A 23494-nucleotide genomic window follows, 5' to 3' on the forward strand; every position below is an offset into this window, starting at 1 on the left:
CATGCGTAAGGCTCTTCTTCTCCTCGTCACCGTCGTGACGCTCTCCGGAGCAAGCATCGGAATCGGGTTGGGGGAATACCTCTCAGGCTGGGACGACACCATCGTGGTGGAAACGGGGTCGGGGCCGGTCAAAGGACAGACCACCTGGGCGGCGCCAAGTTCAGCTCCGGCCGTCGAGGGCGTCCAGCCGCTCTCTCGCACGTAGTTCCCAGTGATCGGCGGGCACCTCGGCGAAAGCCTTAGCCGCTCGCCGCAACAGATCCTCGGCCTCGGAGGGATCGCCGTCCGCCACGCGAAGCTCGGCCAGAGTCAGGCAGACCCTGCCGTTCAGGAAGGCGTCGGTGAGCCTGCTCGCGAGCTCCATCGCCCGGTCCAGTCTTCGTCGCGCCGTGGGGAGATCTCCCCGGAGCAGGGCGGCCTCGCCGAGCGCGCGCAGCAGGAACGCCTCACCGGAGGTGTCATCCAGGGCGCGTGCCAGACCGATCGCGACGGCGAACGCCTCCATGGCCCCCTCGAAGTCCTGCTCGGTGAGGCGGAGTTCACCGAGCCTGTACAGCACCTGGGCTCGGCTGCGCGAATCGCCGGTCTCCTCAGCCAAGGTGAGGGCCTCGGCCAGCGTCTCTCTCGCCGCGCGTACATCCCGCCGTTCCATGTAGATCAGGGCGAGCCCGATCAGCGTATGCGTCTGCGCCACCAGGTCGCCGACCCGCCGCAGCGTGCTCAGTGCCTGCCGGTACCGCTCCATGGCGAGGTCGAACCGGCCGCCGAGGCGGTCCAGCACGGCGAGGCTCCGCAGCACGTGCGCGACGCCGCGCTCGTCGCCTATCTCCTCAAAGATGCTCCGCGCCCGCTCGAGCAGTTCCTTTGCGCGTTTCCCGTCACGAGTGATCTCTATCCCCGCCTGTCCGGACAGCATGGCGGCCTCGCCTTGGCGGTTTCCCGCCCGACGGGCCTCCCCCAGGGCTCGTTCGTGCGTGGCGCGCCAGTCGTCGACGTAACCTCGCATCTCGAAAAGAGTGGCCGCGGTGGCCGTCAGCTCCCAGCACAGCTCGTCCAGCCCCGCGTCGGCGGCCTGAAAGATCGTGGACACTATGCTGCGACGCTCGGCCTCCAGCCATTCCAGCGGTTGGCGGAGCAGCACGTTCATCGGAGCGGGCTCCATCCGCCAGCGTGGCGCCATACCGTGCATGACGAGGTAGTCTCCTCCTCGCACTCGGCGGTGCGCCTCCTCGACGAGTCCCATCCAGGCGCCCAGGACCCGGCCCAGTGCGGCCTTGCGCTCGTCCTCCGTATCCTCCTCCATCACGCGCTGGCGTGCGAACAGGCGTACCAGGTCATGCATGCGGTACCGGTTCTGCCCGATGCCGTCCCGGCCCGTCACGTCGATCAGGTGGGCGGCGACGAGCTCCTCCAGCATGTCCTGTGCCTTGTCCATGTCGAGGTCTGCCAGCGGGCTGGCCACCCACCTCGGCAGGTCGGGTGCGTCGATCAGTCCCAGTTGGCGGAAGAGACGGGCCGCGTCGGTGTTCAGCCCTTGGTAACTGAGGACGAACCCGGAAAGCAATCCCGTCTCGTCGTGGCTCAGCTCCCGCAGGCGGCGCCTCTCGTCACGCAGCCTTTCCACCAGCTCCGCGACGGTCCAGTGCGGGCGCGCGGTCAGCTTCGCCGCGACGATCCGCAGGGCGAGCGGCAGCCCGTCACAGAGCCTGGCCAGGTCTCTGATCCCGTGCGTGTCGCTGCCGCGGGGGTCTCCTCCCAGTGCCAGGCCGAGTACCCGCTCGGCTTGCTCCTCCTCCAGTGCCCGCAGCCGGAGAAGGGCGGCCCCTTCGACCACGGTCAGCCCGCTCATCGCCGCCCTGCTGGTCACCACGACCACACAGCCCGCCGCTCCCGGCAGCAGCGGGCGCACCTGCTCGGAATTCCACGCGTTGTCCAGGATGATCAATATCTGTTTGTCCACGAGCAGCGTGCGGAAAAGCGCCGCTCGGCTGTCGAGACTGTCGGGTATGTCGCTTCCGGGAACGCCCAGCCCGCGCAGGAGGTCGTCGAGCACCTCACCGGGAGCCATAGGATCGCCCACGTTGCTCCGCAGGTCGCAGTAGAGCTGCCCATCAGGAAAGCGATCGGTCACCTGATACGCCCAGTGCACGGCCAGGGTGGTCTTGCCGACACCGCCCATGCCGACGATCACCAGGCAGGGCGTTGCCCCGCTCGCCTGACGGACGGCCAGCTCCTTGTCCAGGTGGTCCATCTCCGTATCCCGCCCTGAGAAGAAGACCGGGCGGGCGGGGAGCTGCCGCGGCACAGATGGCCGGGAAAGCTCGGCGTCTGGTTCGCGGCCGGCGTTGCGATGCTTTTCGACGGAGGCCGGGGCGCTCTCCTGCGGTCCGGCAACCGGATCGGACGCCGGTCTCAGCGGTAGGGGGGTGCGTGGCGCGGCCATCGGTTCTCCGCTGAGGATCGCCATATAGGCCGCACGCAGGTCGCTCCCTGGATCCACTCCCAAATCTTCCCGCAACCGCACCTGAATTCGCTGGTAGGCGTCCATCGCCTCGGCCCGGTGGCCGGCGCCGTAGAGCGCCTTCATCAACAGCGCGCAGGAGTGCTCGTCATGGGGGGAGATGGCGAGCAGGGCCGTCAGCTCGTTGATCGCATCCCGGTAGTAGCCCAGCCCGATCTCGAGTCCCAGGCATTCCTCGATGACCGACCTTCTCTGGCGCTCTATCCCCGCGGCCCGGGCTTGCAGCAGGTCACTGCTGATCCCTGCCAGTGTCCCTCCGTGCCACAGCTCCATCGCCTCCCGCAGCAGCTGCCTGGCGTCCTCGTCACATCCGTTCGCGCGGGCGGCGTGGGCCTGTTGGATGCGCTCCTGCGTGATGACGTAGTCCACCTCGCAGTTCTCGGCGCGCAGCATGTAGCCGGATCGAACCGTGGCGATCAGGGTGTCTCCCGGTCCCGCCAGACGCTTACGCAGGCTGGATACGCAGATCGCGACCTGGTTCTGGGCGGTTCTGGGGGGATTCTCCCCCCAAATGGCATCGATCATGAGGTTCGATGTCACAACGATGTCCAGGTTCAGCCCCAAAAGCGCTGCTACGATCTGCTCGCGACCTTGCCTCAGTGGCACCTTTCTGTCGTCGATGAAGCACTCCACCTGACCGAGGACGTTGATCCGTACTCGTCGACCCACGCGTTTCTCCTCCCCAACGATGCACCCACAAGGTGCATCACCGTCTCGGCGGAGCCACCGGATTGAATCGCGGTAGCTGCCGCCCGCACGCGACGAGCCTTCCTCAGGACTGTGGACATCGACTGGACGATCGCTGGACGTATCACCTCACATCTGCCGATTTGCGTACGATCATGGATGAGTGCCGCGAACAGGTGCCAGGAGGCCTGTGATGCCCGTCCGGATCGAATATTTCGGGACCGGTGCGCGGGCGAGGTATACGCGCTCCACGCCGAGTTCGCCCCGGGCGGTGGCCATCCACGCGCTCGGCGAACTCGACCTGGCCAGAGGCGGCTCCGGCCGGGCGGCGTGCATCACCGAGGTGATCGACAACCAGGCCGAGGTCGCCGAACTCGCCGGAGGGCTCACCCAGGGACCCTCGCCCGTCTCGTGAACCCGGCGGATCGTCAGGCGACCTGTGTGATGATGGCCGCCAGTTCGGACAGCGCCGCCGGGCCACCCTCCGTGTGGAACACCCCGGTCACGTTGAGCACGATCTCGTCCACGCCGGCCTCACGGTAGGCGTCGAACCCCTTGACGAGATTCTCCATATCGCCGCTGACGAACACGTTCTCGTCCAGAAGCGCCCGCGCCCCGGCCGCGAGATCGCCGGTGTCGATGGTGATCCCGGCTCGCCGCAGCATGTCTTGGTAGTGCGGCCCATGCAGATGCCCCTGATTGCTCGCCAGCACCAGCTTGACCGGATCCCGGCTCGGCTTGCTCAGCGCCACCGGCACGATCGCCACCACGCGGGGCGCCGTGCGCCCCGCCGCGGCTGCGCCTTCCCGCAGCGCCGGCAGCACGCAGTCGCGCAGATATCCCGGGGGAGTGAGCCAGGTGATCGCGACGTCGGCGATCTCACCGGCGAGGCGGGCCATCCCCGGGCGCAGCACGCCGAGCCCGATCTCCACCGGCGGTCCGGGCAGCGCGGCGAGGCCGCTGCCGTAGAAGGAGAAGTACTCACCGGAGCAGGCCATGTCGTCCCCGGCCAGCAGGCCACGCACGATCGTGACGTACTCCCGGCAGGCGGTGATCGGGCTCTTGTACGGCTTCCCGTACACCATCGTCTGCACCGACGCCCCTCCAGGCCCGAGTCCCGCCACCACGGGATTGCTCGTCACGGCGGCGAGCGACCTGGCCTGCAGCGCGGCCTCCAGCGGGTGGCGGAACGGCATCAAAGTGACGCCGGTCCCCACCGGGACCCGAAGTCCCATGGCCGCGGCGTAGGCGAATGATTGGTGCGTCTCGGCCAGCATGGACTGGCCCTGCCAGAGCCGGTAGGCGGTGCTCGCCTGCACGAGGGCGGCGTATGGCACGATCTGCTCGCTCCTCATCGGCATGAAAGGGAGCAGCACTGAGAATGTGGACATGGTCTCTCCTGGGTGAGTTCAGACGACCGCGGGAAGAGCGGCCTTCACCATCTGGCCGCGTACCAGCCGCGCATATTCAGGACAGTCGTCGACCAGCACGTCGTGGACGCCTTCCGCGACCACCCGGCCGTCGTCCATGACGATCACGTGATCGGCGTGCTGCACCGTCGAGATGCGATGGGCGACCACGAGGACCGCCCGGTCGCGGGCGATGCGGTCCACCGCATCCCGCAGGCGTTGCTCGTTCACGCTGTCCAGATGGGAGGACGGCTCGTCGAGAAGGACGACCCGAGCATCGGCGACGATCGCCCTGGCCAGCGCGAGCCGCTGCCGCTGCCCACCCGACATGTCGCTCTCGCCCCCGACGACGGTGTCCAGTCTCTGGGGCAGCGCCAGGATGACGTCGGCGAGGCCGACTTCGGCGAGCACCTCCATCAACCGCTCGTCGGAGATGGGTTCCGCGCATCCCAGGGTGAGGTTGCCGCGCACTGTGTCGCGCAGCAGGGTGCATCCCTGATCCACATAGGCGAGCCGGCCACGCAGCTCGTGTAGCGGCCACGTGGACGTGTCCCACCCGAGCACCTCCACCCGGCCCTCGTCGGGGAGGACGAACCGCTCGGTGAGCGCCAGCACCGTGCTCTTGCCCGAGCCGGAAAGCCCCACCATCGCGGTCATCCCGCGCCTGGGCACGGTGAAGCCGACCTCACACAACACGGGCTGCTCGTCATAGGCGAACGTCACCCGCTCGAAGCGGACGGCGGGGGCGAGGTCCTCAACGTCGACGGCGCCCTCCGCCGGCTCCCCGCCGGTCTCCGTGGGCATGGCGAAGAGCTCGTTGAAGCGCTCCCGTGCGGCCAGCCCGGCCTGCAGCGTGCCCAACCCGGACGCGGCCATCACCAGCGGGGCGGTGAGCTGCAGCAGGTACAGCAGGAACGCGGCGAACTCGGCGATCGTCAGGTCCCCGGTGGCGAGCCGGGCGCCTCCACCGAGGAGCACGCTGACCAGGGCTATCTGCTGGCTCAGAGTGATCGCCGGTATCACCAGGGATTCCATCCGGGCGGTCGCGGTCCCGAGCACGGCGGCCCGGCGAGCGGACTCGGCGAGGCCGCCGGCGACCTGCCGCTGCGCGCGGCATGCCTTGACGGTCGGCAGCGCTTCGAGGACCGCGACGAACCGCTGGACCATGTCCCCGAGCTCGGTCTGCATCGCGAAATACGTGCGCCGCAGCGCGATCGTCACGCCAGCGACGATCCCACCGGCGACGAGGAAGGAGGCAAGGGTCACCAGCAGCAGGACCCAGTCCAGGACCCCCATGATCACGAGTGTCCCGGCGACGGTGACGGCGGCCGTGGGGAGCTGGACGGGCCCGATGTCGATCGCCGACTTGACATGCATAGCGTCCGCCGTCAGCCGTGCGGAGAGGTTGCCGGCCCCCTCGCGGCGGACATCACGCAAGGGGAGCTCCAGCGCGTGGGTCATGGTCTGGATCCGCAGGCGGTGGAGCAGCTGCTGTCCTCGCTTCGCGAGCAGGTAGGAGGAAAGGGCCGAGAAGATGGCGGAACCCGCTCCCACGGCCACCAGCGTCACCGCGGGCGACACCAGTTCGCCGCCCTCTTGCAGGGCTTCGACCAGGGCTGCGACGGTTATGGGCAGGACCAGCATTCCCGCTGTCGACAGGAGGGCCAGCAGCGCGATCGCGACGAAGTGAAGGCGGTGTCCCCGCACCAACTCGCGGGAGATCTTCAGGGGATGGGCAATCGGTTCCTGCATTCTTGGCTCCTTGACTATCAGTTTCCCGAAGAAAGCGCGATTTCATTCGCATGGTCTGAGCGGAGATTGGCGTCGCCGGCCCCAGAGACGTTTTCCTGAGCTGTCATCCGCTTGTCCTGGCCGGGCGCCGGCCGGGGCGGTCGAGGAACGGTGGGAACATCAAAGCCCCCGCAGGCGCATGATCCCGATGGACCCGCGTGTGCGAGGGCGGCCACGGCTCTACCACTCGTTTTCACTGAGCGGTGATCGTGAAACTGTGGAATGTGTGGAGTTCCCGGGAGGCAGAGAATTTCCATCTCCGATTCCCGGGGTTCCGCTACCCGAAAAACTGTCGAGTGACGGTGACGCCCGGGATGAAGCTGATGGCGGCGCTCACGCAGTTCTGCGGTGGAAGTGGAGGCGTCGCCGGTCGTGGAGACGCTCAGGTCTTCGGCTCCGGTGTAAGCGTTGTATCCCGCCACTAGTTCCATGGTCGCGTCATTCTTCCGTACTTTCCCGGCCTGTCATCCGGGCCTTCTGTGAGGGAGTGGTGCATTCGCTCCCGCCGTCAGTGTCCTGTGGTGGCGGTGCGATGTTTCCGCTAGCTTCTATTCGGGCTGTCGGGTGACGGTGATGCTGGGGATGTAGCTGATGACGGCGCTAATGCAGTATGTGGTGGAGGCGGGGGCGTCGCCGACCATGGAGACACTCAGGTCTTCGGCTCCGGTGTAAGCGTTGTATCCCGCCACCAGTTCCATGATCGCGTCGTTCTTTCGCATTTCTTCCTTTCCCGGCCTGTCGTCCGGACATTTGTGGGAGTGGCACATTCACTCCCGCCGTCCGTGCCCTGTGGTGGCGGCGGGAATTCAAGAGTGCCGTTTTTCCGCGAGCCTTTATTCGGGCTGCCGGGTGACGGTGAAGGAGATGGTGACGGTGATGGAGATGAGCGAAGCGCTGACGGTGATGCACGATGCGGTGGTGGCAGGGGCGTAGCTGCCCGCGGAGACGCTCAGGTCCTCGGCTCCGGTGTAAGCGTTGTATCCCGCCACCAGTTCCATGATCGCGTCGTTCTTCCGCATTTCTTCATCCTTTCCCAGCCTGTCGTCCGGGCCTTTTTGTGGGGGAGTGGTCAGGGCGCCGACAGAGTAGAGATTTGTCTGATTCGGCAGCTTCGGGTTGAGGCTGAGACCTGTGACGACCTGTGTCGCAACCTCGGTCCAGCGTCGGAGCGAAGCGGGCACTCCTGCATGTTCTTCTACTATGCCGGAGCCCTGGGGGGTGGCACATTCGCTCCCGCCGTCCGTGTCCTGTGGTGACGGCGGGAATTCAGGAGTGCCGTGTTTCCGCGAGCTTTATTCGGGCATTCGGGTGATGGTGCCGCTGATGATGCCGCCGATGGAGATGATGACGCACACCGGGGTGGAAGCGGGGGCGTCGCCGGTCGCGGAGACGCTCAGGTCTTCGGCTCCGGTGTAAGCGTTGTATCCCGCCACCAGTTCCATGGTCGCGTCGTTCTTCCGCATTTCTTCATCCTTTCCCAGCCTGTCGTCCGGGCCTTTTTGTGGGGGAGTGGTCAGGGCGCCGACAGAGTAGAGATTTGTCTGATTCGGCAGCTTCGGGTTGAGGCTGAGACCTGTGACGACCTGTGTCGCAACCTCGGTCCAGCGTCGGAGCGAAGCGGGCACTCCTGCATGTTCTTCTACTATGCCGGAGCCCTGGGGGGTGGCACATTCGCTCCCGCCGTCCGTGTCCTGTGGTGACGGCGGGAATTCAGGAGTGCCGTGTTTTCGTGTGCTTTTACTCGGGCTGTCGGGTGACGGTGACGCCGGTGATGAAGCTGATGACGGCGCTCACGCAATACGGGGTGGACGCGGGGGCGTCGCCGGCCATGGAAACGCTCAGGTCCTCGGCTCCGGCGTAAGCGTCGTAGCCCGCCACCAGTTCCATGATCGCGTCGTTCTTTCGCATCTTTCTTCCTTTCTTCGGCAGACCCGGACGGCCGGGCCGCCTTATGGGGAGACGTTCAACGCTCTCCGTCGCCACGCCTCTGCGGCGACGGTCAGGAAGCTACGGCCACCATGTTTTCCCAGGCTTTCATCTGGTTATCTGGAAACGGTCATCCCGTGCGGATTCCGTGAAATCGACGCTCGACACAGGGTTTCACCTCCCGCGCGCTTCGCTCCTACGAGCAGCAGCGCCTGCTGACGGCGCGCCTATCGCAACCGACAACCTGGACTACGACGAGCAGGGCATATGGCGTGTTCGTAACATCCCCGAACCGTCGTCCATCGGCATTACCGCGAACATTCTGCGGACCTTCACCTCCCTGCTCGACAGGGACCTGCCCGAGCGGTTCATAGTCCTCGACGCCGGCACGTTCGCAGGGGCGATTCAGGTGGCTGGTAAGCCGTCACTATCCGTGACGACATCTCCCAGAAATCGCCAGATCCACTTACATAGATGGAAATTTCATCGCATACTGCCATCCATGTCGTTGCGAATAGAGATCCTCGGGCCGCTCCGAGCCTGGCGTGATGGTGCGGAGCTCGATCTGGGGCCGACACAGCAGCGGTGTGTTCTGGCGTTGCTGGTACTCGCGGACGGCAGGCCGGTGCGGCTCCAGAAACTGGTCGACGCGATATGGGGGGGACCGGGCTCCGGACAGCGCCGCCAACGTCATCCAGACTTACGTCAAGCGGCTGCGCCGTACTCTTGAGCCGGATCGGTCGGCACGCGCAGCCAGCAACATCCTGCCGCGGGTGGGCGACGGCTACAGCCTGCGCGTGGACAGGTCACGCGTGGACCTGTGGCTTTTCCGCGAGCTGGTCCGTGACGCCCGTGACCACGAAACGGTCACGCAGGCCTTGGCGCTGTGGCGCGGTGAGCCGCTGGCCGAGCTGACGCCCCTGGCCTGCCACCCGTGGCGGTCGGACCTCGCAGTGGAGCGCGGCGCCGCGCTGAGCCGGTTCGCCGACGTGGTGGTTACCGTCGGCCGGGCCGCCGACGTCCTCGCGTTCGCGCAGTGCACCGCCCGGGCACTGCCGCTGGATGAACGGATCCAGGCCACGCTGATCCGTCTCTACCACGCCGCCGGCCGCCGCGCGGACGCCCTCCTGACCTACAGGGCCGTCTGTGAACGCCTCCATGTCGACCTCGGCGTCGCCCCCGGCCCGGACCTGAGAGCCGCCCACGACGTCGCCCTCCACACCGACCCCCCTCACACCGCGCCCCCAGTAGGCCCGTCGACAGCCCCGGCTCGGCCATTCACGGCCGCCGAGTCCGCGGAGCCCGCTCGGGTCCGGGAGGCCTGGCAGCTTCCCGTGCCGGCTCAGTTGCCAGCTGGGATCGGGGACTTCGCCGGGAGGCTTGCGCAGGTTGAGACGTTGCTCGAGGCGCTCGGCGGGTGCAAGGCGGCCGGTGTGACCCCGGTGGCGGTGATCACCGGGATGGGCGGGGTGGGCAAGACGACGCTGGCCGTCCACGTGGCGCACCGGCTGGCTGACGCCTACCCCGACGGCCAGCTCTACGTCGACCTCCACGGCGCGGACGGTGGGTCGGCCAATCCCGCCGCGGTGCTGAGCCGCATGCTGATCGCGCTCGGCGTCGACGGGGCGCTGATCCCCAAGGAGATCGATGACCGGGTGGCGCTCTACCGAAGCCAGGTGGCCGGCCGCCGGATCTTGGTCGTGCTGGACAACGCGGCGGAGGAGGAGCAGGTGCGGTCGCTCCTACCTGGCGCGCCGAGCTGCGCGGCCGTGGTCACGAGCCGTTCCCGGCTGACCGGGCTGAGCGGTGTGCGCCGGGTCGACCTGGATGTGTTCGCGCCGGAGGAAGCGCTGGAGCTGCTCGGCCGGATCGTCGGCGAGCAGCGGGTGCGGGCAGAGGGGGAGGCGGCGTGCGGCATCGTCGAAGCCTGCGGCCACATTCCGCTGGCGGTCCGGGTGGCCGGTGCCCGGCTCGCCGTCCGCCCCCGGCTCGGCCTGGCCAGGTTCGGCAGGCAGCTGGCCGACGAGAGCCGGCGGCTGGACCAGCTGGCCACCGGCGACCTGACGGTGCGCGCCACCTTCCGCCTCAGCTACGCGTCGCTGCCCGCCCCGGCCCGGCAGGGGTTCCGGCTGCTCGGCCTGCTCGATATCGGCGACTTCGCCGGCTGGCTGCTCGCCGTACTTCTCGAAGAATCTCTGGAGCGTTCCGAGCGGCTCCTCGACATCCTGGCCGAGGCGCAGCTGGTGACGATGACCGGCGAGGACGCCACCGGTGGGCCGCGCTACCGGATGCACGACCTGATCAGGCTGTACGCCAGGGAACTGGCCGAGGCCGAGGACACGGAGGAAACCCGTCGCGCCGCGCGGATCCGTGCCTATGGCGCCTGGCTCGCACTGGCCGAGAGCGCTGACCAGCTGCTCGCCTACCGGACTCTGATTCCCCTGCGCGGGCCGGCGGCGCGTCACGAGCCGCCCGGCGACACGATGGCGGGCATGCTCGCCGACCCCGTGCGCTGGTTCCAGAGCGAGCGGGTCAACCTCTCCGCCGTCATCCTGCAGGCCAGCCGGGGCGGGCACGCCGATCTGGCCTGGAACCTGGCCGACGCCTGCGTCGGGTTCTACGAGATGCGCGAGATGCTGGACGAATGGCGCATCACGCACACGGCGGCGATGGCCGCCTGCGCGGACGACGTGCACGGGCGGGCGGTCCTGGCCCGCAACCTCTCCTACCAGTCCAGCCTCCCCATCGTGCAGCCGCTGGTCATGCGGCGGCATGCCGAGTCTGCGCTGGAGCTGTTCCGCCAGGCCGGGAATCCGCAAGGGGAGGCGGAGGCCTTGGTGCTGCTGGGCACCGCACTGACGGCCGATGGCCTGGGCGAGGAGGGGCTGCAGCGGCTGCACCAGGCCAGGGACCTGGCCGTGTCGGTCGGCCACGGTGTGAGCCTGATCTTCATTCACGCCGTGCTCGGCTTCGCCTACCGGGAGCAGGGCGAGCTGGAAACGGCCTCGAACCACCTGGAGCGGGTCCTGGAGCTCACTGACGGACGGCGGGCCTGCCGGCTGAGGCTGATGGCGCTGCGCTCGCTGGGCATGGTCCGGCACTATCAGGGCCGGCTGGAGGAGTCCAGGGCGGTGCTGCTGGAGGGCCTGAACCTGGCCCAGCGACTGGGCGTGCGGTTCAAGGAGCTGTTGTTCCTGCTGGTGATCGGGGAGAGCGGGGTGCTGACCGGTCGGCCCAATGGTGTCGACTACCTGGCCAGGGCGTGGGCGCTGGCCGAGGAGACAGGGGGAGAGTTCGCCCGGGCCCTGGCACTGCGCAGCCTGGCTACCCTCGACCTCGCCGAGGGCCGTCCCGCGAAGGCCCGTGACCGCCTGCTGTTCTCCCTCGGTGTGTTCCGCAGGCACGGCGTGCACCACATTGAGGTGATGGCGCTGAAGGCGCTTGGCCACGCTTGGACGCTGCTGGGCTGTACGGCGGAGGCACGGCAGGCATGGGAGGAGGCGAGGACGCTCTACCAGCGGCTGGGCAACCGGACCCAGGTCGCCGCGATCGACGAGCTCATCGGGGGCCCGGCGCGCGGCGGGTGGCCCGGGCGGGCCTCGGTCACAGCCGGTTCAGGCCCATGACGTGCAGGACGGCGCGGCCCTCCTCGTCGGAGGCGGCCAGGTCGACCTGCGCGTCGATGCCCCAGTCGCCGTCGCCCGCGGGGTCCTTGACGACCTGCCGCACCTTCCAGAGCTCCTTCTCCTCCGTGATGCGCAGCAGGCCAGGCCCGCGCGCGTCGGCGTCGGTGAGGATCTCCTCGTGCTCGTCGTAGTAGGCGTCGAGCGCGGCGCCCCAGTCGACATCGGGGGCGAGCTCGGCCAGCTCGGCCTCCTTCTCCACGGCGCACAGCTCGACCAGGCGGAACATCGCGTTCCTGACCAGGACCCTGAAGGCGCGGGGGTTGCCGGTGACGGGCCTGACCTTGGTCTCCAGCGCCTGCGACTCCTCCAGCGCGCTCTCGGGGTTGCTGAGCTTCTCCCACTCGTCGATCAGCGACGAGTCGACCTGACGCACCAGCTCGCCGAGCCACTCGATGAGGTCGACGAGGTCCTCGGTCTTCAGGTGCTCGGGGATCGTACGGCTCAGCGTGCGGTAGGCGTCGGCCAGGTAGCGCAGCACCGCCCCCTCCGACCTCGACAGGTCGTAGACCTGGATGTACTCGGTGAAGGTCATCGCCCGCTCGTACATGTCGCGCACCACCGACTTGGGGCTGACGGTGTAGTCGCCCACCCACGGGTGACCGCGCCTGTAGGTCTCGTAGGCGCCGAGCAGGAGCGTCTCGAGCGGCATCGGGTACATGACCTCCTGCAGCGCCTCCATCCGCTCCTCGTACTCGATGCCGTCGGCCTTCATCTCCGCGACGGCCTCACCCCTGGCCTTCTTGAGCTGGGCGGCGAGCACCTGGCGCGGGTCGTCGAGGATGGACTCCACGATCGAGACCATGTCGAGGGCGTAGCTGGGCGAGCCGGTGTCGAGCAGGTCGAAGGCGGCGAGGGCGAAGGTGGACAGCGCCTGGTTGAGCGCGAAGTCCTCCTGCAGGTCGATGGTGAGCCTGGCCCTCCTGCCCTGCTCGTCGGGCTCGGTCAGCTGCTCGACCACGCCGCCCGCCAGCAGCGAGCGGTAGATCGCGATGGCCTGGCTGATGTGCCGCCGCTGCCACTTGCGGTCCTCGTGGTTGTCGGTCAGCAGGTGCCTCATCGCGGCGAAGCAGTCGCCCGGCCTGTTGATGACGGCCAGCAGCATGGCGTTGCTGACCTTGAAGCGGGAGGCCAGCGGCTCAGGCTCGGCGGTCTGCAGCTTCTCGAAGGTCTCCTCGCTCCAGCCGACGAAGCCCTCCGGCGGCTTCTTGCGGGCGTAGCCGCGGCGGCGCTTGGGATCGTCGCCGATCTTGGCGAGCGCCTTGGCGTTCTCGATGTCGTGCTCGGGGGCCTGGCAGGCGACGTAGCCGATCGTGTCGAAGCCCGCGCGGCCCGCCCTGCCCGCGATCTGGTGGAACTCGCGGGCGCGCAGGCGGCGCACCTTGTTGCCGTCGTACTTCGACAGCGCGGTGAACAGCACGGTCCTGATCGGCACGTTGACGCCGACGCCGAGGGTGTCGGTGCCGCAGATGACCTTCAGCAGCCCGGCCTGTGCCAGGCGTTCGACCAGGCGGCGGTACTTCGGCAGCATGCCGGCGTGGTGGACGCCGATGCCGTGGCGCACCAGCCGCGACAGGGCCTTGCCGAACCTGGTGGTGAAGCGGAAGCCGCCGATCATCGCGGCGATGGCTTCCTTCTCGGCCTTGGTGCACATGTTGATGGACATGAGCGCCTGGGCCCGCTCCATGGCGGAGGCCTGGGTGAAGTGCACCACGTAGACGGGGCCCTGCCCGGTGCTGAGCATCTCCTCGAGAGACTCGTGAAGAGGCGTCATCCGGTAGGAGTAGACGAGGGGGACGGGTCGCTCGGTGTGCTTGACGACCGAGGTCTCCTTGCCGGTGCGGCGGGTGAGGTCGTCCTTGAACATCGTGACGTCGCCGAGCGTGGCCGACATCAGGACGAACTGCACATTGGGCAGCTCCAGCAGCGGCACCTGCCACGCCCAGCCCCTGTCGGGCTCGGCGTAGAAGTGGAACTCGTCCATGACGACCTGACCGATGTCGGCCGCCGCGCCGTCGCGGAGTGCGACGTTGGCGAGGATCTCGGCGGTGCAGCAGATGATCGGGGCGCCGGGGTTGACGCTGGCGTCGCCCGTCATCATGCCGACGTTCTCGGTGCCGAACAGCGACACCAGGTCGAAGAACTTCTCCGACACCAGCGCCTTGATCGGCGCGGTGTAGAAGGTGCGCTGGTCGCGGGTGAGCGCGGCGAAGTGGGCGCCCGCCGCCACCAGGCTCTTGCCCGACCCCGTCGGGGTGGAGAGGATCAGGTTGTTGCCGGAGACCACCTCTATGAGCGCCTCCTCCTGGGCGGGGTAGAGAGTGAGCCCCCGTTCGGAGTTCCACGCGACGAACGCGTCGAAGATGGCATCGGGATCGGCGTCGATCTCTTCGGGAAGGCGGTCTATGAGGCTCACCCTCTCCATCTTGCCAAGTTCAGCGGGCAACCGGTTAACGAGATCTTGTCAAGGGACACCCGGTGGACAGCTCAACGTAACGATTTGATTCCATGGTGTGATGAGACCTCGACCGCTCGTGGCCGTCGTGCTGGCCGTCGCGCTCGCCGGGTGTGGAACCACGCAGCCCACGCGGGAGACCCCGGTCACCCCCACCGTCACGACCGCCGCGCCTGCCACGCCCACGCCCACGCCTACGCCCAGTGCGACGGGCACGTTCGCGTTCGTCCCCTCGTACGAGACGCCGCAGGACAAGGCGCTGCTCCCGACGGAGAAGAAGATGCGGGAGAACCGTCTGGTCGAGGGGTGGGCCGAGGCGGCCAACGCCGGGTTCGTCCCGCCGCAGAACATCCCGGTGATCGCCAAGCAGTGCGACACGGTCAACGCCTTCTACGACGAGGAGGAGCGGACGATCACCATGTGCTACGAGCTGGCCGACTACCTGACGGCGCTGTTCGCCAAGCCCGCGAAGGGGCAGGAGAAACCGACCGCGCAGCAGGTCGGCGAGCACGTGGTGGGCGCGCTCAACGGCATCTACTTCCACGAGCTCGGGCACGCCCTGATCGACCTCTACGACCTGCCGACCACGGGTAAGGAGGAGGACGCCGTCGACCAGCTGTCGGCGCTGGTGCTCATCACCGAGGCCGAGGAGGACAAGGACTACGGCTCCATCATCAGCACGATCGAGGCGTGGGGCAGGATGTCGAAGGAGACGGAGACGAGGCCGCTGGAACAGAGCGACTTCGCCGACGACCACTCGCTGAGCGGTCAGCGTTACTACAACGTCATGTGCTATCTGTACGGCTCGAACCACAACGCCTTCCTGCCCCTGGTCGCCGACGGCTCCCTGCCGGTGAACAGGGCGATGCGCTGCGAGCAGGAGTACGCCAAGATGGCCAGGGCCTGGGCCACCCTCCTCGGGCCGCACCTGCGAGAGGAGCCGCCGTCCCTCACCCCCTCGGCGGCGCCCACCTCCACCCCCTCGGCGAGGCCCACTAGTGAGGCTCAGAGCCGGGCGCGGGGAGCGGTGAGCAGCAGGCCGCCCGCGATGGCCAGCGTCGACAGGACGGGCGCGCCCCCCGGCGCGAAGCCGTAGACGGTCAGGCCCAGCAGGCCGCCGCCGACCAGCGCCGCCGCCGCCAGCGACGTGCCCCACGTGGCTCTGCCGTACGGCAGGGCGGGCGGCTCCTCGAAGCGCGCGAACCCGCGCAGCAGCGGCCAGAGCACCAGGCAGAGCGCGCCGAACCACACCGGCCAGCCGAGCAGCCAGCCCACGCTCCCCGGCGAGGGGGTGTCGGCGCCCAGCGCCACGACCACCACGCCGGTCACCGCGAACAGCGCCGGCATGTGCCAGAGGTAGACGGTCATCATCCTCGGCCCCGCCCACGCCACCAGCCGGTCGGTGCGCAGCCGGGTGATCCATGGACGCAGCAGCGTGGCGAGACCCACCTGGCCGAGGGCGACGGCCAGCATGGCGAGCGTGGGCGGCGCCATGTTCGACATCTCGGCGCCCGGCAGGCCGATCATGCTGCCCGGGTAGGGGCCGAAGGCCACCAGGAGGGCCGCCGCGCCGAACCCCGCCACGGCCAGCAGCCCTGGGCGCGTGAGGCGGCGGTCGGCGTAGAGGAAGCCGAGCTGGTGGACGGCGAGCCAGACGAACAGGATGTTGAGGTAGCCGATCGCGTCGAGGCCCGAGGTGAACCTGACCAGGTCGGTGACGACCGCGCCGCCGGCCAGGGCCAGGGGTGCGAGCAGGCCGTACCTGTCGTGCAGCCTCAGCATCAGCGGCGTCGCTGTGACGGCGACGAGGTAGACGGCGAGGAACCACAGCAGCTGACCGGTCAGCCGCGAGCCCACCTCGAGCGGCTGCTCCGGCACCCCGAGCGTGGCGAGCACCTGAGGGAAGGGGATCCACACCGCCGCCAGCGGCAGCACGGGCCAGGCCAGCCGCCTCAGCCGTACGGCCAGCCATGCGGGCGCCGTGCCGTGGGCGCGGCGGAAGCTGATCGCGTTGGCCGCGCCGCCGGCGAAGAAGACCAGGGGCATGACCTGACTGATCCAGGTGATCACCCACACGCCCGGCGTGGACAGCGCGTTGCCCGTGGTCAGGCGGACACCGTCATAGGCCAGTACGGGAATCGTCCAGTGCTGGAGCACCACCAGCGCCATCCCGGCGATCCTCAGGACGTCGATGAAGGTGTCCCTGGTCTTGACCGGTGTCGCCGGTCGTTCGAGCAGGACGGTCATGGGGGGCCTCGATTCGGAAGGTGATGTCCCAAGGCTTCCGTCTCGCGGCCGCGCGCACAGTGACGCCGTCCGCCCTCTTCACGTCAAGATCGCACTACCGAGGATGGTAGGGCTGGCCCTACCCCCTGAGGCCTGCCCGCAGGGTCGAGTCCACACCTGCGAGACTCGTAGCGTGATGCCATGCGCTCCCTGACAAGGCGTGTCCTGCTGGACACCCGCTACCTCCTGGTCGGCTTCCCCGCGGCCGTCATCGCCTTCGTCCTGCTCGTGGCGGGTTTCGCGGCCGGGCTCGGCACCGTGGTGGTGTGGCTCGGCGTGCCGATCCTGAGCGGCACGCTGCTCATCGCGAGAGGCTTCGCCGACGTGGAGCGCGGCTGGCTGTCCGACGTGCTCAACCGCCCCGCCGTGCGGCCCCGCTACAAGGGCGCTCCCGAGGGCGCGGGACGCTTCCGCCGCTTCGTGCACCCGCTGACCATCGGCCAGTCGTGGCTGGACCTGCTGCACGGGATCGTCAACTTCCCCATCGCCGTCGTGACCTTCGTGGTGACCGTGGTGTTCTGGGCGATCACGATCATCGGCTTCACCTCTCCGCTGTGGGTCGCGCTCACCTCGCAGATCCCCGGCAACCAGGAGCTGCCCGAGCTCCTCGGCCTGGGCGACACCTATCTGGTCAACGCCACCTTCTACCTCGCGATCGGCCTGCTCGGGCTGCTGCTCCTGCCGATCATGGTCAGGGGAGCCGCGCTGCTGCGCTCGGGCCTCGGCAGGGCGCTGCTGACCACCGTGGCCGAGCTGCAGGAGCGCATCGACGACCTGGCCCAGGGCCGCGCCGCCGCGGTCTCGGCCGAGGCCGACGCGCTGCGCAGGCTGGAGCGCGACATCCACGACGGTCCCCAGCAGCGCCTGGTCTCCCTCGCGATGGAGCTCTCCCGCGCCCAGCGGCAGCTGAGGAAGGACCCCGCCGCCGCGCACGACACGATCGCCGAGGCCATCGCCGCCACCCGCGAGACGCTCGACGAGCTGCGCGCGCTCTCGCGCGGCATCGCCCCTCCGATCCTGGCCGACCGCGGGCTGCCGTCCGCCCTGGCCGCGCTGGCGGGCCGCTGCACCGTCCCCGTCGAGCTCGACGTGCAGATCGCCGAGCGCTACACCGCCGCGGTGGAGAACACGGTCTACTACGTGGTGGCCGAGTCGCTGACCAACATCGCCAAGCACAGCCGCGCCACCACCTGCTCGGTCCAGCTCAGCCGTACGGGGAACGTGCTCATGCTGACGATCGGGGATGATGGGGTCGGCGGCGCACACGTCGCCAAGGGACACGGTCTGGCCGGGCTGGCCGACCGGCTGCGCGCGGTCGACGGCGAGCTGGTCGTGAACTCACCCATGGGCGGGCCGACAGTGATCGTGGCGGAGGTACCGTGCGGGTAGTCGTGGCCGATGACGCGGTCCTGATCAGGGAAGGCCTGATCAGGCTGCTGGAGGAGTTCGGCTGCGAGGTGGTGGCGGCGGTCGGCGACGGCGACGCTCTCGTCGAAGCCGTGGCCTCGTTGAAGCCGGACGTGTCGGTGGTCGACGTGCGGATGCCGCCGTCCTTCACCGACGAGGGCCTGCGCGCCGCCGTGGCGGCGCGCGGCAGGGTGCCGGGGGCGCCGGTGCTGATCCTGTCGCAGTACGTGGAGGTCTCCTACGCCGACGACCTGCTGGCCGACGCCCGTGGCGCGGTCGGCTACCTGCTGAAGGACAGGGTCGTCGATGTCGAGGAGTTCATGGAGGGGCTGCGGCGCGTCGCCTCCGGCGGCACGGTCTTCGATCCGCAGGTGGTGGCCCAGCTCATGGTGCGCAGGCGCAAGGACGATCCGCTGGCCCAGCTGACCCCGCGCGAACGGGAGGTGCTGGAGCTGATGGCCGAGGGGAAGTCGAATCCCGCCATCGGCAGGCAGCTCGTGGTGAGCGACGGCGCGGTGGAGAAGCACATCCGCAGCATCTTCTCCAAGCTCGGCCTCTACGCCGACGACGGTGACCAGCACCGAAGGGTGCTGGCCGTACTCGCCTACCTGCGAAGCTGAGGCGCTGAGGCGCGCGGCCGGTCCTCGCGGACCGGCCGCGAGGGGATCAAGCCCCGAGCGCGTCCACCAGCTTCTTGCGCTGCTGGGCGCCCAGGCCGCCGAGACGGCGCTTCTCGTCGACGCCCGCCTCCTCCATGAGCGCGGTGGCCTTGGCCGGGCCGACGCCCTTGACGGCGCGGAGCGCCTGCGACACCTTGATCTTCTTGGCGATGTCGTCGTCGCGCTCCAGCAGGTCGGCGAAGGTCAGCTCGCCGGCCTTGACCTTGGCGAGCAGGGCGGTGCGGGCGGCGCGGGCCTCGGCGGCCTTCTCCAGCGCCGCCTTGCGCTGCTCCGGGGTCAGAGTGGGAAGTGCCATCTCAATCTCTCCTCGGGGAGTAATGCTTCGGGACTTTGTTACCCGTGGTGTCGCGGCTAATCATGGCGGATGCCAGCGGCTTGTGTTGCGGAAAGCCGCCGCTCAACCGGTGCGCCAGACGGAAGCGGCCGCCTCGGCGCACGCGACGTCCTGTGCGACGGTGCCTCCGCTGACCCCCACACCGCCGACCACGCGTTCTCCCTCACCGTAGCCCGCCCACAAGGGGATGCCACCTCCGAAGCACACGAAGCGGTCGCCCGCGAGGCCGTAGAGCTCCCCTCCTGGAGCGGCCAGCGGGGCCAGGTCGGCGGTCGTCATGCGGTGGGCCACCGAGGTGTAGGCCTTGCCGGGAGCCAGGACTGGACCTGCGATCTCGGCGCCTTCCATGCGCTGGAAGGTCACCAGGTGCCCACCTGCGTCGACGACCGCGACAGAGACGAGAGCGCCCTCTCTGGCCGCCTGCCTGATCGCCGCCTCGCACATGCGAAGCGCGATCTCCAACCCCACCGCGTCCCGAAATTTCATGAACTCATGGGTATCGTCCGAAGTGTCCCCGTTGCAAGATCATCGTGGTTTCTGTCACATTTCGTTCTTCGGGCGTGTCGCACGCCAGAATTCGACCCCCTCGCGGGTCAGGAAGGCGTCAAACACCGACTCCATCGCCCCGACGAGGGGGCCCCTGTCGCCCAGCGCCGAGGGCAGGATCGGCGGCGGACGATCTCTGCGCATCGTCATGAGCGCGTCGTGGCAGGCTCGCTGGAGCGTGTCGCCGGTCAGCGCGACGCCGAGCCCCGACAGCGTGACGGCCGCGGGGTCAAGGGCGTTGATCAGAGCGCCGATGCCCTTGCCGAGGGCTCCTGCGTTGCTCTCGACGGCCTTGACGGCCTCGGGCTCCCCTCCGGCCGCGGCCTCGATGATGCGCTCGGCGTCGTGACGGCCCCGGCCCCGCCCCGCGGGCAGGCCCAGGTGGCGCAGGAGCGCGTTGCGGCCCACCGCGAGGCTCAGGCACCCTCGCGCGCCGCAGGGGCAGGGGTCGTCGCCGCCGGTGAGGGGCATGTGGCCGAACTCGCCCGCCGTACCGCCCGCCCCTGTCAGCGGGCTGCCGCCGATCAGCAGCGTGCCGCCGGGATCGAAGTCGACGTGCAGGTGCAGGCCCACGCTGACCCCTCGCAGGTGGCCCCTGCGCGCCTCGGCCAGCCCCGCGAGCCTGGCGTCGTTGCCGATCCGCAGCGGGACGCCGCCCAGGCCGAGCGCCTCGGCCACGGGGACCTCGCGCCAGCCCAGGTGTGAGATGTCCAGCAGGCCGTCCTCGCGCACGGGACCGGACGCCGACAGGCCCACGCCGACCACGCGCGGCCCCAGGTGCGCCCGCAGAGCCGCGCCCAGGTCGTTCAGCGCGGCGGGCGTGCCGTCGTGCCCGCTGGCGGCCAGGACGGTCGACCCACCGCCCAGCTCGCACGCGGCGATCGTCCAGGAGTCCTCGCGCAGGTCGGCGGCGAGGGCGAGAGGGCCGCGCGGATGCGGGCCGGGGATCTGCGTCGGGCGGCCCCTGGCGTGCTCCCCTGCCGGCTTCTCCTGGAGCAGTTCGTCCTCGACCAGCCCTGCCACCAGCACCGAGGCCGTGCCGCGGGCCAGTTCGAGATCACGCGTCAGCTGCGAGCGGGTACGGCTGGCGCCGCCGTCGTGGACCTCGCGCAGCAGTCGCAGCTTGTTGAGCGCCCGCAGGTCTCCCACATCCATGGAAGACAGTTTATGCTCTAGCCGTGAACAAAAGAGCGCGTATCGGTGTATTCGGTTTCTTCTTCCTCAACGGCTTCGTCATGGGGATGTGGGCCGCGGGCCTGCCGGGCCTCAACGAGCGGCTCGACCTCGGGCCCGCCAAGCTCGGCGTCGCGCTGCTGCTCGTCTCCTTCGGGGCGCTGGTGTCGATGCTGGTGGCCGGGCCCCTCGTGGACCGGTGGACGAGCCGCAGGGTGTGCTGGATCGCGGGGCCCGCGTCGGGTGTGGTGCTGCTCGGCCCCGCGCTGGCGCCGAACTACGCGATGCTGTGCGTCATGGCCGTCGTGTTCGGACTGGGGCTCGGCTGCGTCGAGGTGGCGATGAACGTCCACTCGGTCGAGGTGGAGCACGCCTACGGCAGGCCGATCATCTCGGCCTTCCACGGCACGTGGAGCCTGGGCGGCGCGAGCGCGGGCGCGCTGACCGCCCTCGGGCTGCGGCTGGGAGCCGACGGGCAGGTCCTGCTGGTGGTGGCGGCGGTGACGGTCCCGTTGCTGTTCCTGCCCGCCGCGCGCCTGCTGCTGCCAGGAAGGCCCGCCGCCGCGTCGGAGCAGGGCTCGGGCGGCGGTGGCATGGGGGCGATGAAGTGGGGGCTCGTCGCGCTCCTCGGCGTGGTCGCCTTCGCGGGGCACCTGAGCGAGGGCGCGGCGATCGACTGGGCCGCCCTGCACGCGCGGTGGGTGCTCGACGCCGATCCCGCGGCGGCGCCCCTGGCGTACACGGTCTTCGCCGTGGCGATGACCTCGATCAGGCTGCTCGGAGACCCGATCAGGGCGCGCCTCGGAGCCGTCAGGACGATCCAGCTGGCGGGCGGGTTCGCGACGGTGGGCTACCTGCTGGTGCTCCTCGTGCCGAACATCGTCGGGGCCTGGATCGGGTGGGCGCTCGCTGGCGTCGGCCTGGCCACCGTCGTGCCCGTGGTGTTCAGCGCGGTGGGGGCGGCGGGCGGCTCCGTCGGCAGGGCGCTGTCGGTGGTGACCGCCTTCGGGTACTCGGGGCTGCTGGTGGGGCCCGCGGTGCTGGGGTTCGTGGCCGACAGCGCCTCGCTGCCGATGGCGCTGATCATCCCCGCGGTGATGGCGGCCGTGGTCGGCCTGGCAGGCACCCCTGCGATCCGCGCGATCACCGCCACCTCCGAACGGGTCCCCGTCTCCTCGGTCTCCTCCTGATCTGTCTCCTCTGCACAAACCGCCGGTCTTTACGGCAGGCCAGGCTCGAGGCCACCGCGGGCACGTGGCCGGGCCCCGTCCAGCACGCCCCTCCATCCGACTCCGGCGGGCCGCCGTCACGTCGCCCGGCACGGGACAATGGGCCGGTGGAGCTACACGATCTCTCTGCCGGAGGCGGCGTCCTGGAACAGGTCGGCGAGGTGGCGCGGGCGGCGCTCACCCGCTACGACGTGTCGCCCACGGCCACCGTCACGCTGATCAACGTCTCGGAGAACGCGACGTTCCTGGTGGACGACCCCGGCACGGGGGAGCGGTCGATCCTGCGGGTGCACCGGCTCGGCTACCACGCGGCGGAGGCGATCGAGTCGGAGCTGGCCTGGCTGTCCGCGCTGCGCGGGGAGGCGGGCGTCAGAACCCCGAGGGTGATCCCGGCCGGGGACGGGGCCAGGGTCGTCCACGTCCCGCAGGGGGCGGGGTCGCGGCACGTGGTGCGGTTCGAGTTCCTGCCGGGCGTCGAGCCGCCGGAGGAGCGCCTGGTCGACGGCTTCAAGCAGCTCGGCGCGGTCACCGCCCGCATGCACAGGCACGCCAGGCGGTGGCGACGGCCGCTCGGCTTCACCCGGTTCGCCTGGGGCTGGGACGCGGCCTTCGGCAGGGAGGCGCGCTGGGGACGCTGGCAGGACGGCGTGGGGGTCGACGCGGAGGCGCGTGCCGTACTCGATCGGCTGGAAGGTCGCCTGCGCGAGCGCATCGGACGGTACGGCGACGGACCGGAGCGCTTCGGGCTGATCCACGCCGACATGCGCCTGGCCAACCTGCTGGACGACGGCGGACCCGAACCGAGCGTGATCGACTTCGACGACTGCGGGTTCGGCTGGCACGTCTACGACCTCGCGGCGGCGCTGAGCTTCATCGAGCACGAGCCGGTGGTGCCCGAGCTGATCGACTCCTGGCTGGGCGGCTACCGCAGCGAGGAGCGGTTCTCGGAGGAGGACGAGCGGGAGATCTGGACGTTCATCCTGTTCAGGCGGCTGCTGCTGACCGCCTGGATCGGCTCGCACCAGGGCGTGGAGATCGCCAGAGAGCTGGGCGCCGGGTACACCAGAGGCACCTGCGACCTCGCCGAGCGCTACCTGACAGCTGCCCCGTGACGGCCGACGCCGAAGAGCCCCTGGAAGACGCGCTTCCACAGGGCCGGCGCCACCTGGTGTGCGCTCTTCGCGTTGGAACCTCGCTGGGCTCCCGAATCAGTGAAACGCACTCCACCTGCCGGCGAGTGACTTGATCCGTCTTTGACGGATTCTTCCTGCGATCTACGGCTGGCCCCCGCTTCGTTCGACAGTCGATCGTCGGCTGCCGACGCGTTCGGCATCGCGGATCCGACCGTAGACACGCATGACGACCGG

General features: G+C 69.3%; 19 protein-coding genes. 7 read left to right on the top strand and 12 right to left on the bottom strand.

The genetic code is table 11. The features are described from left to right. Positions 1–160 precede the first annotated feature (160 nt). Positions 161–3190: an AfsR/SARP family transcriptional regulator gene (locus ABFX55_RS15450; protein ID WP_346121567.1), complete on the bottom strand. Its 3030-nt coding sequence runs from the start codon at positions 3188–3190 to the stop codon at positions 161–163. Positions 3191–3401: 211 nt separating this feature from the next. Here ABFX55_RS15450 and ABFX55_RS15455 point away from each other — a divergent pair, with 211 nt between their 5' ends. Then, complete coding sequence (locus tag ABFX55_RS15455) at positions 3402–3623, top strand: hypothetical protein (RefSeq protein WP_346121569.1); 222 nt, start codon at positions 3402–3404, stop codon at positions 3621–3623. 13 nt (positions 3624–3636) lie between these two features. Here the strand turns inward: ABFX55_RS15455 and ABFX55_RS15460 are convergent, their stop codons facing one another. The 6 genes from ABFX55_RS15460 to ABFX55_RS15485 form a co-directional block, all read right to left on the bottom strand. After that, positions 3637–4599 carry an LLM class flavin-dependent oxidoreductase gene (locus ABFX55_RS15460; RefSeq protein ID WP_346121571.1) on the bottom strand — a complete coding sequence of 321 codons (963 nt, stop codon included), beginning with the start codon at positions 4597–4599 and terminating at the stop codon, positions 3637–3639. 18 nt (positions 4600–4617) lie between these two features. After that, a complete protein-coding gene (locus tag ABFX55_RS15465) occupies positions 4618–6369 on the bottom strand; it encodes an ABC transporter ATP-binding protein (RefSeq protein ID WP_346121573.1) in 1752 nt (583 codons plus the stop codon). Positions 6370–6956: 587 nt separating this feature from the next. Further along, a complete protein-coding gene (locus tag ABFX55_RS15470; RefSeq protein WP_346121575.1) occupies positions 6957–7127 on the bottom strand; it encodes an LxmA leader domain family RiPP in 171 nt (56 codons plus the stop codon). Positions 7128–7241: 114 nt separating this feature from the next. Continuing rightward, a complete protein-coding gene (locus ABFX55_RS15475) occupies positions 7242–7427 on the bottom strand; it encodes an LxmA leader domain family RiPP (RefSeq protein WP_346121577.1) in 186 nt (61 codons plus the stop codon). Between the two features lie 273 nt (positions 7428–7700). Continuing rightward, positions 7701–8033 carry an LxmA leader domain family RiPP gene (locus tag ABFX55_RS15480; RefSeq protein WP_346121579.1) on the bottom strand — a complete coding sequence of 111 codons (333 nt, stop codon included), beginning with the start codon at positions 8031–8033 and terminating at the stop codon, positions 7701–7703. 112 nt (positions 8034–8145) lie between these two features. Continuing rightward, positions 8146–8316, bottom strand: a complete 171-nt coding sequence (locus ABFX55_RS15485; protein ID WP_346121581.1) for an LxmA leader domain family RiPP — start codon at positions 8314–8316, stop codon at positions 8146–8148. 791 nt (positions 8317–9107) lie between these two features. Between ABFX55_RS15485 and ABFX55_RS15490 the strand changes: the two genes are divergently transcribed. Continuing rightward, the gene (locus ABFX55_RS15490) at positions 9108–11960 is read left to right on the top strand and encodes an ATP-binding protein (RefSeq protein ID WP_346121583.1); all 2853 of its coding nucleotides are present in this window, start codon (positions 9108–9110) and stop codon (positions 11958–11960) included. On the opposite strand, the gene ABFX55_RS15495 is transcribed toward ABFX55_RS15490, so the two are convergent. Further along, complete coding sequence (locus ABFX55_RS15495; RefSeq protein ID WP_346121585.1) at positions 11938–14442, bottom strand: DEAD/DEAH box helicase; 2505 nt, start codon at positions 14440–14442, stop codon at positions 11938–11940. The two genes, ABFX55_RS15490 and ABFX55_RS15495, sit on opposite strands and share 23 nt — an antisense overlap. A 91-nt stretch (positions 14443–14533) precedes the next feature. On the opposite strand from ABFX55_RS15495, the gene ABFX55_RS15500 reads away from it, so the two are divergent. Beyond that, entirely contained in the window at positions 14534–15568 is a 1035-nt protein-coding gene (locus tag ABFX55_RS15500) for a DUF4344 domain-containing metallopeptidase (RefSeq protein ID WP_346121587.1), read from the top strand. Here ABFX55_RS15500 and ABFX55_RS15505 read toward each other — a convergent pair. Continuing rightward, positions 15478–16719 (bottom strand): acyltransferase family protein, encoded by a 1242-nt coding sequence (locus ABFX55_RS15505; protein ID WP_346121589.1) that lies wholly within the window; start codon positions 16717–16719, stop codon positions 15478–15480. The two genes, ABFX55_RS15500 and ABFX55_RS15505, sit on opposite strands and share 91 nt — an antisense overlap. Before the next feature lie 180 nt (positions 16720–16899). Between ABFX55_RS15505 and ABFX55_RS15510 the strand changes: the two genes are divergently transcribed. Together ABFX55_RS15510 and ABFX55_RS15515 are read left to right on the top strand one after the other, a co-directional pair. Beyond that, entirely contained in the window at positions 16900–18147 is a 1248-nt protein-coding gene (locus ABFX55_RS15510; protein ID WP_346121591.1) for a sensor histidine kinase, read from the top strand. Then, entirely contained in the window at positions 18138–18785 is a 648-nt protein-coding gene (locus ABFX55_RS15515; RefSeq protein WP_192776022.1) for a response regulator, read from the top strand. Before ABFX55_RS15510 ends, ABFX55_RS15515 begins: the two co-directional genes overlap by 10 nt. Before the next feature lie 46 nt (positions 18786–18831). Here the strand turns inward: ABFX55_RS15515 and mihF are convergent, their stop codons facing one another. From mihF to ABFX55_RS15530, 3 genes are all read right to left on the bottom strand, one after another. Then, entirely contained in the window at positions 18832–19140 is a 309-nt protein-coding gene (gene mihF, locus ABFX55_RS15520; protein ID WP_183659676.1) for an integration host factor, actinobacterial type, read from the bottom strand. 102 nt (positions 19141–19242) lie between these two features. After that, entirely contained in the window at positions 19243–19665 is a 423-nt protein-coding gene (locus ABFX55_RS15525; protein ID WP_183659677.1) for a GlcG/HbpS family heme-binding protein, read from the bottom strand. Positions 19666–19719: 54 nt separating this feature from the next. After that, complete coding sequence (locus ABFX55_RS15530) at positions 19720–20880, bottom strand: ROK family protein (RefSeq protein ID WP_346121593.1); 1161 nt, start codon at positions 20878–20880, stop codon at positions 19720–19722. Between the two features lie 23 nt (positions 20881–20903). Between ABFX55_RS15530 and ABFX55_RS15535 the strand changes: the two genes are divergently transcribed. Both ABFX55_RS15535 and ABFX55_RS15540 read left to right on the top strand, forming a co-directional pair. Then, positions 20904–22088 carry an MFS transporter gene (locus tag ABFX55_RS15535; RefSeq protein ID WP_346121595.1) on the top strand — a complete coding sequence of 395 codons (1185 nt, stop codon included), beginning with the start codon at positions 20904–20906 and terminating at the stop codon, positions 22086–22088. A gap of 146 nt (positions 22089–22234) precedes the next feature. Further along, a complete protein-coding gene (locus ABFX55_RS15540; RefSeq protein ID WP_346121597.1) occupies positions 22235–23239 on the top strand; it encodes a phosphotransferase enzyme family protein in 1005 nt (334 codons plus the stop codon). Positions 23240–23494: the final 255 nt, after the last annotated feature.

Origin of the sequence: Nonomuraea roseola, from assembly GCF_039535395.1 — a bacterium.
GTDB classification, from domain to species: domain Bacteria; phylum Actinomycetota; class Actinomycetes; order Streptosporangiales; family Streptosporangiaceae; genus Nonomuraea; species Nonomuraea roseola.